This is a genomic window from Lichenicola cladoniae, assembly GCF_013201075.1.
GTDB lineage: Bacteria > Pseudomonadota > Alphaproteobacteria > Acetobacterales > Acetobacteraceae > Lichenicola > Lichenicola cladoniae.
The window spans coordinates 424,341-439,886 of sequence record NZ_CP053708.1; the positions used below are offsets into that span (position 1 = coordinate 424,341).

The 15,546-nt window shown below is 65.1% G+C and carries 14 protein-coding genes; 11 read left to right on the forward strand and 3 right to left on the reverse strand.

Annotated elements, in window-relative coordinates:
- Nucleotides 1–15: 15 nt before the first annotated feature.
- From HN018_RS01785 to cyoB, 7 genes are all read left to right on the forward strand, one after another.
- On the forward strand, nucleotides 16–366 hold the full coding sequence (locus HN018_RS01785) for a hypothetical protein (protein ID WP_204259638.1): 351 nt from the start codon (nucleotides 16–18) through the stop codon (nucleotides 364–366).
- 11 nt (nucleotides 367–377) lie between these two features.
- Complete coding sequence (gene nirB / locus HN018_RS01790; protein WP_171836121.1) at nucleotides 378–2,840, forward strand: nitrite reductase large subunit NirB; 2,463 nt, start codon at nucleotides 378–380, stop codon at nucleotides 2,838–2,840.
- Nucleotides 2,840–3,148 carry a Rieske 2Fe-2S domain-containing protein gene (locus HN018_RS01795; protein ID WP_171836120.1) on the forward strand — a complete coding sequence of 103 codons (309 nt, stop codon included), beginning with the start codon at nucleotides 2,840–2,842 and terminating at the stop codon, nucleotides 3,146–3,148. The genes nirB and HN018_RS01795 overlap by 1 nt, the downstream gene beginning before the upstream one ends.
- Nucleotides 3,149–3,389: 241 nt before the next feature.
- Nucleotides 3,390–5,084, forward strand: coding sequence for an Hsp70 family protein (locus HN018_RS01800; protein WP_171836119.1), 1,695 nt, complete (start codon nucleotides 3,390–3,392; stop codon nucleotides 5,082–5,084).
- Nucleotides 5,081–6,328, forward strand: a complete 1,248-nt coding sequence (locus HN018_RS01805; protein ID WP_171836118.1) for a J domain-containing protein — start codon at nucleotides 5,081–5,083, stop codon at nucleotides 6,326–6,328. Before HN018_RS01800 ends, HN018_RS01805 begins: the two co-directional genes overlap by 4 nt.
- Nucleotides 6,325–7,092 (forward strand): DUF1266 domain-containing protein, encoded by a 768-nt coding sequence (locus tag HN018_RS01810; protein ID WP_171836117.1) that lies wholly within the window; start codon nucleotides 6,325–6,327, stop codon nucleotides 7,090–7,092. Before HN018_RS01805 ends, HN018_RS01810 begins: the two co-directional genes overlap by 4 nt.
- An 83-nt stretch (nucleotides 7,093–7,175) precedes the next feature.
- Nucleotides 7,176–9,164 carry a cytochrome o ubiquinol oxidase subunit I gene (gene cyoB, locus HN018_RS01815; protein ID WP_171836116.1) on the forward strand — a complete coding sequence of 663 codons (1,989 nt, stop codon included), beginning with the start codon at nucleotides 7,176–7,178 and terminating at the stop codon, nucleotides 9,162–9,164.
- Here cyoB and HN018_RS01820 read toward each other — a convergent pair.
- Entirely contained in the window at nucleotides 9,144–9,890 is a 747-nt protein-coding gene (locus HN018_RS01820; RefSeq protein WP_171836115.1) for a Crp/Fnr family transcriptional regulator, read from the reverse strand. The genes cyoB and HN018_RS01820 overlap by 21 nt on opposite strands.
- A gap of 158 nt (nucleotides 9,891–10,048) precedes the next feature.
- Here HN018_RS01820 and HN018_RS01825 point away from each other — a divergent pair, with 158 nt between their 5' ends.
- Both HN018_RS01825 and HN018_RS01830 read left to right on the forward strand, forming a co-directional pair.
- Nucleotides 10,049–10,717: an OmpW/AlkL family protein gene (locus HN018_RS01825; protein WP_171836114.1), complete on the forward strand. Its 669-nt coding sequence runs from the start codon at nucleotides 10,049–10,051 to the stop codon at nucleotides 10,715–10,717.
- Nucleotide 10,718: 1 nt separating this feature from the next.
- A complete protein-coding gene (locus HN018_RS01830) occupies nucleotides 10,719–11,417 on the forward strand; it encodes a 2OG-Fe(II) oxygenase (protein ID WP_171836113.1) in 699 nt (232 codons plus the stop codon).
- On the opposite strand, the gene HN018_RS01835 is transcribed toward HN018_RS01830, so the two are convergent.
- Entirely contained in the window at nucleotides 11,377–12,204 is an 828-nt protein-coding gene (locus HN018_RS01835) for an ABC transporter ATP-binding protein (RefSeq protein ID WP_171836112.1), read from the reverse strand. The genes HN018_RS01830 and HN018_RS01835 overlap by 41 nt on opposite strands.
- A 4-nt stretch (nucleotides 12,205–12,208) precedes the next feature.
- The gene (locus HN018_RS01840; RefSeq protein ID WP_239478940.1) at nucleotides 12,209–13,192 is read right to left on the reverse strand and encodes an ABC transporter permease; all 984 of its coding nucleotides are present in this window, start codon (nucleotides 13,190–13,192) and stop codon (nucleotides 12,209–12,211) included.
- A gap of 224 nt (nucleotides 13,193–13,416) precedes the next feature.
- Here HN018_RS01840 and HN018_RS01845 point away from each other — a divergent pair, with 224 nt between their 5' ends.
- Both HN018_RS01845 and HN018_RS01850 read left to right on the forward strand, forming a co-directional pair.
- Nucleotides 13,417–14,988 carry a lytic transglycosylase domain-containing protein gene (locus tag HN018_RS01845; protein ID WP_171836111.1) on the forward strand — a complete coding sequence of 524 codons (1,572 nt, stop codon included), beginning with the start codon at nucleotides 13,417–13,419 and terminating at the stop codon, nucleotides 14,986–14,988.
- Complete coding sequence (locus HN018_RS01850; RefSeq protein ID WP_171836110.1) at nucleotides 14,975–15,538, forward strand: peroxiredoxin; 564 nt, start codon at nucleotides 14,975–14,977, stop codon at nucleotides 15,536–15,538. The genes HN018_RS01845 and HN018_RS01850 overlap by 14 nt, the downstream gene beginning before the upstream one ends.
- The last annotated feature ends 8 nt before the right edge of the window (nucleotides 15,539–15,546 follow it).

The following is a 15,546-nucleotide window of genomic DNA, read 5'->3' on the forward strand; positions in this document are numbered from 1 at the left end:
GAGGATTATTGCCCCATGATCGAAAGCACGCCGCGCATCATCACCGGAACGTTCGCTTTCATTGGCGCCGGACTGCAGCAACCCACCGCACTGGCCGGTGCGCCGACCTACACCGTGCCGGCCGACCGCCGCGCACAACTGATCTATCTGCGGGCCGGCAACTCGGCCGATGCGCTGGTGACGCTGGTCCTGCTGCGCGACGGCAAGCCGATGCGCCTGTTCCCGCTCGGCGCCAGGTCCGGCCAGCACGTGCCGCTTTCGGTGGTCGAGGATTTGTTCCCGGAGACCGTGATCGAGGTGCAGGTCGCCGCACCCGAAGGCATCGCCGGATACGTGGTGCTCGACATGGGCCTGATGGAAGTCTGAGGAGCATGACCATGTCAGATATCATTCGCACGAAACAGACGCTCGTCGTCATCGGCAACGGCATGGCCGGTGCGCGGGCCGTCGAGGAGGTGCTCGCACGCGGCGGCGCCGAGATGTTCGACATCGTCATGTTCGGAGACGAGCCCTACGGCAACTACAACCGGATCATGCTGTCCAACGTGCTGTGCGGCGTGCAGGACCCCGGCGACATCTACATCAACCCGCTCGACTGGTACACCGACAACGACATCCGCCTGCATAGCGGTGCGCGGGTCACCACCATCGACCGCACCGCACGCGTGGTGACCGCCGAGAACGGCGTGCAGGAGCGCTACGACGTGCTGCTGATCGCCACCGGCAGCCGATCCTTCATTCCGCCGATGGACAACATCCGAGACGAGACCCGAGAACTTCGCCGCGGCGTGTTCGGCTTCCGTACGCTGGACGATTGCAACGCCATGGCCGCCATGGCCAAGGACAGCACCAACGTGGTCGTGCTCGGTGGCGGATTGCTCGGGCTCGAGGCCGCGCGCGGGCTGATGACGCACGGGCCGTCCGTGCATGTCGTGCATCTGGCGCAGCATCTGATGAACGCCCAGCTCGACATCGAGGGCGGCGCGATCCTGCGCAGCGCCATGGAGGCGATGGGCGTCACCATCCATGGCGGGCAGCGCTCCACCGGTATCGAACTGGATCCGAATGGCCACGTCGCCGGTGTGCGCTTCAAGGACGACAGCGTCATCGCCTGCCAGATGGTGGTAGTGGCCGCCGGCATCCGCCCGAATGTCGAGCTGGCCCAGCGTGCCGGCCTGACCGTCGAGCGTGCCATCGTGGTCGACAATCACATGCGCTGCCTCGACGACCGCCGCATCTTCGTGGTCGGCGAGTGCGCACAGCATCGCGGCCAGGTCTATGGGCTGGTGGCGCCGCTCTGGGACCAGGCCAAGGTGTTCGCCGACCACGTCACCGAGCGCAATATCGAAAGCGCCTATCACGGCTCCAAGCTCGCCACGAAGCTCAAGGTCATGGGTGTCGAGCTCGCCTCCATGGGTATCACCGAGCCGCAGGAGGAGCGCGACGAGGTCATTCGTTTTACCGAAACCCGCAACGGCACCTACAAGAAACTCATCGTGCGCGATGGCCGCCTGGTCGGTGGGATCCTGATGGGCGACATCTCCAAGGCTGCCTACCTGATGCAGGCGTTCGACCGCGACAGCCCGTTGCCCGAGGAACGCCTGTCGCTGCTGTTCGATCTCGGCACCCCGTCGCAGAAGATCACCCTCGACGAGATGCCGGCCGACACCCAGGTCTGCAACGGCGTCACCAAGGGCGCGATCGGCGCCTGCGTCACCGCCGGAAAACGCACCACCAAGTCGGTCATGGACGCGACGCGGGCCGGCATGGGCTGCGGTTCCTGCAAGACCCTGGTCGGCGAAGTGGTCGAGTGGTTCTGCGGTGGGGCAGTCGAGGAAGACCCGTCGATCCACTACTACGTGCCCACCATCCCGATGGCCAAGCCCGAGCTGGTCGCAGCGGTGAAAACACAGGGGCTGCGGTCGGTATCGTCGGTGTTCGCGGCCCTCGGCGGCGGTCACGAGGATGCGGGCTCCAAGCCGGCGCTCGCCTCGCTGCTGGTCACCATATGGGCGGACGAATACATCGACGAGCGCGACGCCCGCTTCATCAACGATCGTGTGCACGCCAACATCCAGAAGGACGGCACCTTCTCGGTCATTCCGGAGATGCCCGGTGGCGTCACCACCCCGGCCGACCTGATCCGCATTGCCCAGGTGGCGATCAAGTACAATGTGCCGCTGGTCAAGCTCACCGGCGGCCAGCGCATCGATCTGGTCGGCGTGTCCAAGGAGGACCTGCCGAAAATGTGGGCCGACCTCGGCATGCCGTCCGGCCATGCCTACGGAAAAAGCTATCGCACCTGCAAGAGCTGCATCGGCACCGAGTATTGCCGCTTTGGCCTCGGCGACTCGATGGGCCTTGCCGCGCAGATCGAGAAGCGGTTCCGCGGCGTCGACAGTCCGGCCAAGCTCAAGCTCGCCACCGCCGGCTGCCCGCGCAACTGTTCAGAGGCGCTCGTCAAGGATATCGGCGCCGTCGCGATCGGCAACGACAAGTGGGAAATCTACATTGGCGGCGCGGCCGGTGCGCACATCCGCAAGGGCGACCTGCTCTGCACCGTCGACGGCGAGGCGGCCGTGATGACCATCACCGCGCGCTTCATGCAGTACTACCGCGAGAACGCGAAATGGAAGGAGCGCACCTACACCTTCGTTCCGCGCGTCGGACTGGAGCGCATCCGCGCCATTGTGGTCGAGGACAGCGACGGCATCGTGGCAGACCTAGATGCAGCCATGGAGAAATCCATCGCCGCCGCCTACGACCCCTGGCAGGAAGCCAACACGCCCAAAACCGCCAACCAGTTCGCGGACATCGTTGTCCCGGAAGGAGTGTCGTGATGATCGACAGCCACAGCATCGGTCCGCTGAGCCAGATCCCCGTCGGCGAAGGCCGCAACATGGTCGTCGGCGACCGTACCCTGGCCGTGTTCCACCTGCATGGCGGCGAGGTGTATGCGACCCAGCCGACCTGCCCGCACCGGGGCGGCCCGCTAGCGGACGGACTGACCGGAACCCATACAATCATGTGCCCGCTGCACGACCGGGTGTTCGACCTGCGTACCGGGGCCGGGCCGGACTGCTCGATCACCGTCGTGCCGGTCAGGGTGCAGGACGGGATGATGGTCGTCGAGATGGCGATGGCATAGGAGGCATAAATCGAGACGCGGATCGCCGCATGATGTCCGTGGCTGGTTCCTGAGCCACGCCCGACCGGACACGCGGCGGAGAAGCCAGGCCGGCAAATGACGATAGGCGTCACGACATGGCAGGCACTGAAGCGTTATCCTGCCGATAATGTCGAGTAGCATGGTATGTCTCTCGCTAGGGAGACGTTGCAATGCAAAGGAATCCAGGCACCCGGGATCGCTTAACGGTGTCTAGAACACGATGATCGTCGGCATCGATCTTGGAACGACTAACAGCCTGGCGTCGGTCTGGCAGGACGGGCGAGCGACGCTGGTGCCCAATTCACTCGGCAGGTTCCTGACCCCATCGGTGGTCAGCCTCGATACGACCGGGGAGATACTGGTCGGGGAACCGGCCCGGGAACGCCTGGCGAGCCACCCCCTGTCCACTGTGGCAGCGTTCAAGCGAAGCATGGGCACGGGTCGCTCGATGATGCTGGGCGACCGGTCGTTCAGGCCGGAAGAATTGTCGTCCTTCGTGCTGCGGGCGTTGAAGGCGGATGCGGAAGCATTTCTCGGCATCCCGGTCGATGAGGCGGTCATTACCGTTCCGGCTTATTTCAGTGATTCCCAACGACAGGCTACGCGGGTCGCAGGTGAGCTAGCCGATCTGCGCGTCGAACGGCTGCTGAACGAACCCACTGCGGCAGCCCTTGCCTACGGCCTGCACGAGCACAAGGAGGGGCGTGAGGGCGAAATCCTCGTGTTCGATCTCGGCGGCGGTACTTTCGACGTGTCGGTGATCGACCTGTTCGATGGTGTCATCGAGGTTCGGGCAACCGCCGGCGATAATTTCCTGGGCGGCGAGGATTTCGACACGGCGATCATGGCATGGTTTGCAAGAACCACTGGATTGCCATTGCCGGATGCCACCGATCCCGCGCTCGCGCCGCTCTCGGCGCGGCTGCGAAACCAGGTGGAAGCCGCGCGGCGCGGTCTTTCCGTTTCGGATCAAGTGGAGCTCCGGATCGACAGCGGCGGCCGAAGCTTCAGCGCGACGCTCGACGCCGAAGCCTTCATGGCCGTCGGCAAGCCGCTGTTCGACAGGCTCCGCCAGCCCGTGGCGCGTGCGCTCGCCGATAGCCGGATCAGGGCGGAAAACCTGGCAGCCGTGGTCCTGGTCGGAGGTGCGACGCGCATGCCGAGCGTGCGGCGTCTTGCGGCCACCTTGTTCGGGCGCCTGCCGCTGCAGACGATCGATCCCGATCAGGCGGTCGCACTTGGCGCTGCCGTACAGGCCGGTCTGAAGATGCGGGACTCCGCGCTCGACGATGTTGTGTTGACGGATGTCGCTCCCTACACCCTTGGCATCGAGGTGGTGGAGGGAAGCGGGGCCGGCCGTCTGCTGCCGGTCATCGAACGCAACACTGTTGTTCCGGTCAGCCGCACCCAGACGGTGTCGCCGGTTGCCGATTTCCAGCGTCGTGTCGTGGTCCGGATCTACCAGGGGGAAAGCCGGCTGGTGAAAGACAACATCCGGCTCGGCGACCTGACCCTCGAGCTCGCGCCGCGCAAGTCCCGGGACCAGGAAATCGAGGTGCGGTTCACCTACGACATCAACGGTCTGCTGGAAGTTACGGCCCGAAGCGTCGTCGACAACGTCATGGAGCGCGTGGTGATCGAGCAGCATGCTGGCGTGCTGAATGCCGAGCAGGTGAAGGAACATTTGCTGGCTCTTGCACCGCTAAAGCTCGCGCCGCGCGACGCGATGGGGAACCGCCTGCTGCTGGCGCGCGCCGAGCGGCTGCATGAGGCCTCCCTTGGAACCGTGCGAAAGGGGCTGGCCGAGGCCACCGCCGCATTCGACGCGGCATTGGCGAGCCAGGATAGCGGGAGGATCCTGACTACGGCTGCAGCACTTGCCCATGAGGTGGCGGCCGCGGAAAACCCGACATGACGAACCCTACGATGGAAGCGTCCTGGAGCCGGCTCGGCATCGAACCGACGGACGATACGGTGGCAATACGCAAGGCCTACGCCAGGGCCTTGAGGGCAGCCGATCCGGAACGCGACCCTGAAGGCTTCCAGATCCTTAGGCGCGCATTCGAGACGCTTATGGAAGCACGTTCTGCAGCGGCGGGGCCGAATAATGCGCACGGCGATGATGCGGAAAATCGTGCCGACGCCTTCGAACAGGCGTTGCGCGCACATCGTGTGGCCGGCGACGGACCGGGTGCGATCGCTCTCGTCGATCGGTTGTTCGACGATCATCTTCCCGGGTCCGCGGTCATCGAGGCGGCGGACAGTATGCTGTTCCAAAAGGTCGCGCTTGATCGGGCGCTCGGCGCGGCCCTGTTCAACCACCTGGCCACGCGGTTCGACTGGCGCGACGCAACCGGGCCGTCGGCGCGTGCCGATCCGGAGAAGCACGCGATCCTCTCTGCCCGGATCGCTGCCGAGGATTGGCTTGCGAACCTGCAGGTTGCGGCAGACATACCCGGTTCGATCGCAGCATCGTTGCTGCGCTCGGGTCCGCAGCCGCCGGTGCCGCTGCTCGATCCTGCCGGCAAGGACGAGGCCCGCGCCCTGATGCAGGCGCTGCTCCTGCATGGCCAGTTCGTGCTCGACCGCTTCGATGCGCGCAGCCTTGCCGCTGTGCGCGAAGGCGTGGAGGGCGAACCGCTCGTTGTCCGCCAACCGGCTCCCGTTCCGCAGGCACCCTCTAACTCCGCCCCCAAGCCTGCTTGGGGATGGCGGCGTCAGGCAGTGCGGCTGACCCGTCGAACACGCACGTTCGCCATGCTGATCGGTGCCGGTGGTGCTTCCCTGGTTCTTGCCTATCAGACACTGACCGCGCCGCCGGCTCCGGTACCAGGCTTGATCGAGGCGCGCGAGGTGCTGGATACCACTGAAGATCGATGGATCATGCTGCAACGCGCAGATGGCCACCTGTCGGTAGATTTCTCCAGGCTGATCGGCAGCGACGTTGCACTGAAGTCCGTGCATTACGGTCTGGACGATGCGCCGCTGACGCAGGAGTTTCCGCTACCGCACATTCGTGCCTATCCCCAACCGATCCAGCCGGAGACGGTGAGGACAATCGAAGTTCCGGAAACGTTGAAAACCATTACCGTACAGCTGACCTATGCCGACGGATCGATGTCGCCGGTGCAGAGCTACAGCGTCGAGGAGGGTAAGTGACGGCGCTGAAACCCCACATGGCAGCGTCCTACTCGATCATATCGAAAAAGGATCCGGCGTGGAGCGACGTCCGGCAATGGGCATACGCGATCGGTGCGCCATACCACGTGCAACACCGACTACCTGTAGACTCGATCCCGATCGATGCCGAACAACGGCTGAGCGCGACGAAGCTGTGCAACCAGGCATGGGGGATCGAGACCGCCCGGGAGCTTGCCGCCTCGCTCGACGGTCTGGCCAGCGGTGGGCACCGCACTCCGTTCCGGTATCGCATCCGACAATACAGCCTGATGCGACGCCCGGCGATTGCGGCCCGGCGAGAGGAACTTCGGGAGGCCGGGCCGGAAAATCCCTCGGCATTGAACGAGTTGTGGCGGCTCGATGCGGTGCAGTCCGATTGGCACGGCATCCGTGGCGGCAACCTTCTGGCATTCGACGCCGCCCGGGCCGTGATGCTGGTACGGTGCGGGCTGGTGCTCGACTGGCTGTGCCAGGACGACGCATGGCGGTACCTCACCGATATGGCTGCCGATGTTCAGCGTAGTTTCGGGTCATGGGTCGATTTTGCAACCGATTATAAATTGTCGCGCGCCGTCTGGGCGGGTGACGGCCTGCACGACCAGACTGATGACATCGTGACGCAGCTTCTTGAAGAAGCATCCAGTCCGTGGCGCAGGCTTTCCTGGACAATCGGCGGCCTCGAGGTCCCCAGACCGGTCGCTCAGCCGGTAGCCGGGGCGCCGGTCTGGTCGCTGGAGCGCTGACGGCGGGCTCTCTGGTCCGGTGTTGATCTGGATCAAGGCGCACATTGAGCCAGCATGGTTCACCTCCCCGACAGGAGTGGACCATGCTCGGCAAGCTTACCCTTTCGGATGTTCCCTACGACCAGCCCATCATCATGGGCGCGGCGGTCTTCATGGGCCTGCTTGTCGCCGCCGTGCTGGCGGCGATCACCTGGTTCCGCCAGTGGCGCTACCTCTGGACCGAGTGGATCACCTCGGTGGACCACAAGCGCATCGGCGTGATGTACATCATCGTCGCGATCCTGATGCTGGTGCGTGGCTTTTCCGACGCCATCATGATGCGCATGCAGCAGGCCATGGCGCACGACGGCGCCCCAGGCTTCCTGCCGCCGCATCATTACGACCAGATATTCACCGCACACGGCACAATCATGATCTTCTTCATGGCGATGCCGTTCATGATCGGGCTGATGAACGTCGCCATGCCGCTGCAGATCGGCGCCCGCGACGTCGCATTCCCATTCCTCAATTCGCTGTCGTTCTGGCTGACCGCGGCCGGCGCGATCCTGGTCAACGTGTCGCTGGTGATCGGCGAGTTCGGCCAGGTCGGCTGGCTCGCCTATCCACCGCTGTCCGAACTGAAGTTCAGCCCGGGGGTCGGCGTAGATTATTATTTGTGGAGCCTGCAGCTCACCGGCCTCGGCACGTTGCTGACCGGCGTGAACTTCTTTGTCACCATCGTGAAGATGCGCGCACCCGGCATGACCTGGATGCGCATGCCGGTCTTCACCTGGACCACCTTCTGCTCGGTCATCCTGATCCTGGCGACGTTTCCGATCCTGACCGCCACCTTTGCGATGCTCGCCCTCGACCGCTATCTCGGCATGCACTTCTTTACCAATGATCTTGGCGGCAACCCGATGATGTACGTCAACCTCATCTGGGCCTGGGGCCATCCCGAGGTGTACATCCTGGTCCTGCCGGCCTTCGGCATCTATTCCGAGATCGTCCCGACCTTCAGTCGCAAGCGTCTGTTCGGCTACAAGGCGATGGTCTACGCGACCATCTCGATCACCGTATTGTCGCTGATCGTCTGGCTGCACCATTTCTTCACGATGGGGTCGGGCGCCAACGTAAATGCGTTCTTCGGGATCACCACCATGATGATCGCCATCCCGACCGGGGTGAAGATCTTCAACTGGCTGTTCACCATGTATCGCGGCAGCATCCGCTATAACTCCATGATGCTCTGGGTGCTCGGCTTCATGGTGACCTTCACCATCGGCGGCATGACCGGCGTCATGCTGGCGATCCCGGCCTCGGACTTCGTGCTGCATAACAGCCTGTTCCTGATCGCCCACTTCCATAACGTCATCATCGGCGGCGTAGTGTTCGGCTACCTCGCGGGCCTCACCTACTGGTTTCCCAAGGTGTTCGGTTTCAAGCTGCACGAGGGCTGGGGCAAGGCCACCTTCTGGTGCTGGCTGATCGGCTTCACGGTCGCCTTCATGCCGCTCTATGCGCTCGGCTTCATGGGCATGACGCGCCGCATGAACCATTACGACAACCCGGCCTGGACGCCCTACCTGCAGGTAGCCCTGGTCGGCGCTGTAATCGTGGCGTGCGGCATCCTGTGCACCGTCATCGGACTGGTGGTGAGCATCATCGAGCGCAACAGCAACCTCGACATCACCGGCGATCCCTGGGACGGCCGCACGCTGGAATGGTCGACCTCCTCCCCGCCGCCTTTCTACAACTTCGCCGTATTGCCGAGGATCAGCGGGCTGGACGCGTTCAACGAGGTCAAGAAGCGCGGCCTGGAGGCTCGCGAAACCCCGGTCTATGCGGACATCCACATGCCCCGAAACACGCCCGCCGGCTTCATCATCGGGGTGCTGCTGGGATTCACCGGGTTCGGCCTCGTCTGGAACATCTGGTGGATGGTGGCGCTGACCCTGTTCGCCGCCATCGCGACCTTCATCGTCCGGTCCTGCAACGACGATATCGGCTACATCGTGCCGAAGGCGGAGGTTGCCCGCATCGAGCGGCGGCATCGCCTGCGCGTGATGGCGCTAGCCCCGGTCGGTGAGTGAAGACGATGCTGAGCCCGCGCCGGACGCGATCGAGTCCAGCCGGTTGCGCTGCAGGATGGTCAGGCTGTGATCGGCATGGACCTCGATAAGCCCGTCGCCGCGCAGGCGGGTCAGCGTCCGGCTGACCGTCTCGATCGTCAGCCCGAGATAATCGGCAATGTCGGCGCGTGTCATCGGCAGCGCCACCCGGTCGGTCGGCGCCGGGCAGTTGGCCACGATGTCCGCCCGCATCGACAGGAAGCTCGCCACACGCTCGCGCGCGGTCTTGCGCCCGAGCAGCAGCATCTGTTCCTGCGCCGTGACGAGTTCGCTGGAGGCAGCTTCCAGCAGCCGCTCTTCCATCTGCGGTGCATCCTGCATGAAGGTCCGCAGCCGGGTTCGTGAGAAACGGCAGGCGGTCACGTCGTCGATCGCTTCCGCGCTGAACCCGTAGTTCTTCCCGGCGGCGAGACCTAGGAAAAGTCCGGCGTCTGCAAAGCCGGTGATTTGTCGCCGGCCATCGGCCAGCAGCTTGAACAGTTTGACCGTACCGGACGTGATGTTGAAGAAGTCGCTCGCCGGTTCGCCTTCACCGATGAAACTCTGGCCGGCCGGGATCTTCGTCGCCACGGCGAGTGCCGCCAACCGCGTCAGGTCGTGCTCCTCGATCGCGCTGCAGACGCTGACGAGGCGCGTCTCGCAGGCATGACACGCCCCGAGCCGGCCGATCGGTATGATAACGGCCATCCGTCGCAGCAAAGCTGTTCCTGGCACTGAACTTCTCCGATCCCGTTCGGAGGATAGCGCATCCGTGATCGTCGGCGTTAGCGTCTTGGCTTGATCCAGGTCAACGCATCCGCACGCCGTCGATGATCTGTTCCGGATGTGTTCCGAAAGATCAATCGATGTCCTGCCGATCCGTTCTGCTCTCGATGGCGTTGCTCTCCGCTGTCATTACCGGGCTGTCTAGTTTGGTCCATGCAGCCGACCTGAACGACCCCGCGCCGATCGGCAAGCACGCCGGCACTTTCATGGTCCGGCTGCGTGCGATCGGCGTGCTGCCCGAAAACCTTTCCAGCGCCACCAGTCTCGGCGGCTCCGTGCATGCCAGCAACCAGGTTGCCCCGGAGGTGGACCTCTCCTACTTCCTGACCGACCACCTGGCGCTCGAACTGATCGCCGCCAGCACCCGCCACGAGGTGTCGGCGTCGGCCACGGTGCTCGGGCATGTCGATGTCGGCAGCACCTATGTCCTGCCGCCGACGCTGACCCTGCAATACCACTTCATGCCGCACGGCCGCTTCAGCCCGTATGTCGGTGCCGGCCTGACCGTGGCCTGGTTCTACGACACGTCGCCGTCGCGTCCGACCGTCGCCAAGGTCGGGTTCGAGACCACCGTCGGTCCCACTGTGCAGATCGGCGCCGACTACAACCTGACCGGGCACTGGTTCCTGAATGTCGATGCCAAGCAGATGTTCCTGAACACCCGTGCGCGGATCAACGGCGGCGCGATCCGTGCGCGGACGTCGCTGGATCCGACGGTCGTCGGCGTGGGCATCGGCTACCGGTTCTGACATGTCCATCGCCCTGACGCTGACCAGCGCCGACCGCATCGCCGCGGCGATCGCGCAGTCGGAACCGCGACCGTATCCCTTCCGGCATTGGCTTTTGACCGAGATCCTGCCGCCGGATCTCTGCCGCCATTTCGCCGCGTGGCCGCAGGCTCACGATGCTCCGGTCGCGAGCGGCCGGCGCGAAACGGTGAACCCTACGCGGCAATTCCTCGACATGGCCGCAATGGCGCGCGATCCCTGCGCCGCCGACCTGGGCCGTGCCTTCGAGAGCGCATATACCCGGTCCGCGATCGCCAGCCTGTCCGGCGCCAAGCTCGACGGTACCCATCTGCGGATCGAGCATGCGATCGACCGCGACGGCTTCTGGCTGGAGCCGCATACCGACATCGGCGCCAAGCGGCTGACCCTGCTGGTGTTCCTGTCCGACGCCCCGGGTTGCACGAACTGGGGTACGGACCTGTACGACGGTAGAGGCCGCCCGGTCGCCCGTGCCGATGCCCGGGTGAATAGCGGCCTGTTGTTCGTCCCCGGCAAGGACACCTGGCACGGGTTCGAGAAACGTCCGATCCGCGGCATGCGCCGGACCCTGATCGTCAACTACGTGGATGATACCTGGAAGGCCCGGCATGAGTTGCTGCATGGCGCGATAGGGGCAGGCGTCAGAGAGCAGGCACCGCGGCGGCTGCATACCGCTCCATGATCTCGTCGACCGGACCGTCTGCCACGATGCGCCCGGCCTGGAGCCAGATCAGCCGGGTACACCAGGTTTTCAGCACCGACGGCATGTGCGAGGTCAGCACCATGATCTCGGCGCCGCGCACCACGGTCTCGAGCCTGGAATGCGCCTTGTCACGGAAGCGGGCATCGCCAGCCATGAACCATTCGTCCATCAGCAGTACCTGCGGTGCGATTGCCGTTGCCAGCCCGAACCCGAGCCTGACCACCATCCCGGAAGAATAGACCCGGACCGGGAGCTCGAGGAACGGACCGAGTGCCGCGAACGCCTCGACGTCCGCTTCCAGCGCTCGCATGCCCTCGCGCGACAGCCCGACGTAGCGGCCGCGCAACGCGATGTTCTCGCGCCCGGTCAGATCAAGGTTCATCCCGAAATTGGTGTCGAGCAGCGTGTTGATGCTGCCGCCGACATGCACCTGTCCCGCGACCGGCTCGTAGATGCCGCCGAGCACGCGCAACAGGCTCGACTTGCCGGCGCCGTTGTGACCGACGATGCCGAGCCGCTCGCCGGAGGTCAGCCGGAAGGTGATGTTCCGAAGCGCCTGCACCACGACGCGGTGGCTGCGGTCCTCGCCGACCTTGCCGCCGGTGGTGCCGGCCACCCGCTTGGATGCCATCGACAGCATGGTCTTTTTCAGCGAGCGGGCGCCGCCGTGATAGAGCGGAAAGTCCAGCGACAGATCGTCCACATGGATGAACGCGTCGGCAAGCGGCTGCTTCAGGCCCGCCGGGTTCACAGCAACCACGTCCATCGCCCTAGACCCAGAACGCGATGCGGGATCGCGCCCGCACGAAGATCATCCACGCGACGATCCACAAAACCGCGCTGTAACCGAGTGCCGTTCCCCAGATCAGCAGGGTCGGGACCTGCCCGAGCAACGGTTCGCGAACCACCTCGAGCAATGGATAGAAGGGGTTGAGCGGCAGCCACCAGCCGCGTGCTCCGAGCTGCGACGGCTTCCAGATGACCGGGGTGATGTAATAGGCGATCTGCATCACCGAGCCGATGATCGGCGGTATGTCGCGGAACCGGGCGCATACGCTGCCGAGCAGGTAGCAGGCGGCCGCGCCGTCCAGCAGCCACAACGCCAGGCCGGGCAGGGATATCAAGGCGTGGAAGCCGGGCCAGGCGCCGAAAATCGCGAACACCGCCAGCGGCACCACCACGTTGTGGCCGAGCACGATGACGTTGCTGACCACTGTACGCAGCACCTGCACGGTGAACGGCATGCGCATCGACCGGATGGTCTGCTCGGCATTCAGGAAGCTGTTGCAGGCCTCGCTTGCCACGGCCCCGATTCCGGCTTGCCAGAGGATCACCGACACCGCCAGGAACGGCAGGTAGTCGCGCAGCACCGTGTGGAACAGCATGCTGTAGATGTAGCCCATCGAGCCGATCATCACGGCGCTCGACAGGGTCAGCCAGAATGGCCCAAGGGCGGAACCACGGTAGCGCAGCTTGATGTCGAGCCAGCCAAGCGACAGCGCCAGCCGCCACAGTCGCAGCCCGTCGCGTATGTCGGCCCGTGCCGCGGAGGAACGCGATGAGCGACCGGTGCGGGCATCGAGCAGCAGGTCGTGGGGCAGGTTCCGGAATGCCTCGGTCGTTCGGCCGGTCCATGACCGGTCGGTGGCCGCGCGTTCCGCTTCCTGGTCCAGACGCTCCGACGCAGGCGGGAGGGCGTTCATTCGGGCGGCGTAGCCGATCCGGCTGGTTGCGGCAACTCGATTGGGTTCCACGGTGCGCAGATCCAGTGCAGGATCCGGTTCATGTTGCGGCAGAGATGGATGCGCGGTAATGACTTAGGGGAGGTTCCTGCGTGAGTGTCTGAGGTTCCGCCTCAATCCGACTGTCGAGCCGAATGCGGCTTGCTTACCGGCATGATGGTGGGGCCCGATGGCCGAGGCAGCACCCTCGATCTGACCGCCTGGTCCCGACCAGGCACGCCGGAGATATGCGACTTATGACGCTGTGCGCCGATACCCAAGACGACAACCCTGGCGAGCCGATCCGGCCAGTCGTCGCTGTCAGCGTTCGTTCGCTGGCGGGTATCCTATCCTCGGCGTCGTTACTGACCCTGCTGGCCGCCTGCGCCGGAACGCCCAACCGTCCCGATATCCCGGTCGCGCAGGAAGCTGCGGTCTATCGCTCCCATGCGCGCACCTACTACGCCCCGCCGGGCCCCGCCGACGATCCGTGGCGTCCGTATATCAATGAGGCGTCCAGGCGCTTCGATGTGCCGGATGCGTGGATCCGTGCGGTGATGCACCAGGAGTCGGGCGGCCACCAGTTCATTGCCGGCACCCTGACGACGTCGCCGGTCGGAGCGATGGGGCTGATGCAGCTCATGCCGCCGACCTACGACGACATGCGTGTCCAGTATAGCCTCGGTCCAGACGCGTTCGAGCCGCACGACAACATCATGGCCGGCACCGCCTACGTCCGGCAGATGTACGACATCTACGGATCGCCCGGCTTTCTCGCCGCCTACAATACCGGTCCGGGACGCCTCGACGACTTCCTGACCCGGAACCGTCCGCTGCCCCGGGAGACACGGCAGTACGTGTCGATCATCGGACCGCAGATCGCCGGGATCTGGCCGAGCAACCGGTCGCAGACCGATCTGCTGGTCGCCAGCCATGCCGGTAATTCCGGCGTCATGTATGCTTCCACGCAAAGCACCGACCAGACCCATTCGGTCCAGATGGCCTGGACGCAGCGTCGTGACCTGAACCAGGGCGCCGACCAGCCGGTGCAGGTCGCGGAAGCTCCCGCGAGCGGTGCCGCCATGCCGGCACCAGCCTACACCCAGGCCTGGAATAGCGTGCCGATCGCCCGTCCTGCCGATCCGACACCCGAGGCGATCGCTGCCGCCAGGGCGCGTCCGGTCCTGCCGCCCGCACCGATTGCTATGGCTCAGGCCGACCCGGCACCGCTTGCTTCCAGCGTCAGTGCCGCCTGGGCTGCCCGTAACGGAACCGCGCCCGATCCGTCGTCCGCCGCAGCGCCGATGGCAGCCCCGGTCGCCGTGGCCGCACTGGTCCCGATCCAGCGCTGGACGCCGGCCCCAACGCCGATCCAGGCTGGTGGCGCGCTGCCCGACCCTATCCCGGCAACCGTGGCGGCTCCGGCTCCGAACCCTGTGGCGGAAGCTCCTGCCCCGGTGCAGGTCGCCTCGGTCGCCGCTCCCGTTCGGCGCCACGAGCGCTTCCACCTGATCCGCCCGGCCATGGCCGAGACGGCACCGTTGTTGAGCGACGCCGGACGCGTCAGCGCCGCACGCAACTGGTCGATCCAGGTCGGTGCGTTCGGCACCGAGGCGCAAGCGAACCAGGCGGCCGACGCCGCACAATCGCACGCGCCGAGCCTGTCGCATGCCCGCGCTGAAATCGCCGGCGTCAAGCAACAGCGCGGCGGCAAGGTCTATCGTGCAAGGCTGATCGGTCTATCCCGTGGCGATGCGCAGCTGGCATGCGAGCGCCTGAGCCTCGGCCGAGGCGATTGCATGGTGGTATCGCCCGATGCGCGTTCATAAATCCTTCGCCTGCCTGGCTCTTGGGCTAGGACTGCTTGGCGTATCCTCGGCGCAGGCGGCACTTGCACCCGGTGCGCGAGCGCCGGACTTCAGCGCTCGTGCAACGCTGGGCGGCAAGGAGTTCGACGCATCGCTGGCCGCGATGCTGAAGAAGGGTCCGGTCGTGGTGTATTTCTACCCGGCCGCCTTCACCAGCGGATGCACGGTCGAGGCGCACGACTTTGCCGAGGCGGTCCCCGAGTTCGAGAAGCTGGGCGCCCACGTGATCGGCGTGTCCGAGGACGGGATCGCCAAGCTCGACAAGTTTTCGGTGAGCGCCTGCCAGAGCAAGTTCCCGGTCGCTTCGGATGCGGATGGCACCATCGCACATGCTTACGATGCCGCAATGATGCTGTTGCCCGGCCATGCCAGTCGCACGTCTTATGCAATCGCACCGAACGGCACGATCCTGGCCGCCTATAATGCGATGGATCCGGACGGGCATGTCTCGCGCATGCTGGATGCCGTGAAGGCCTGGGCATCGACGGCGGCGCACGCCAACCAGGGCTGACGGCGCCG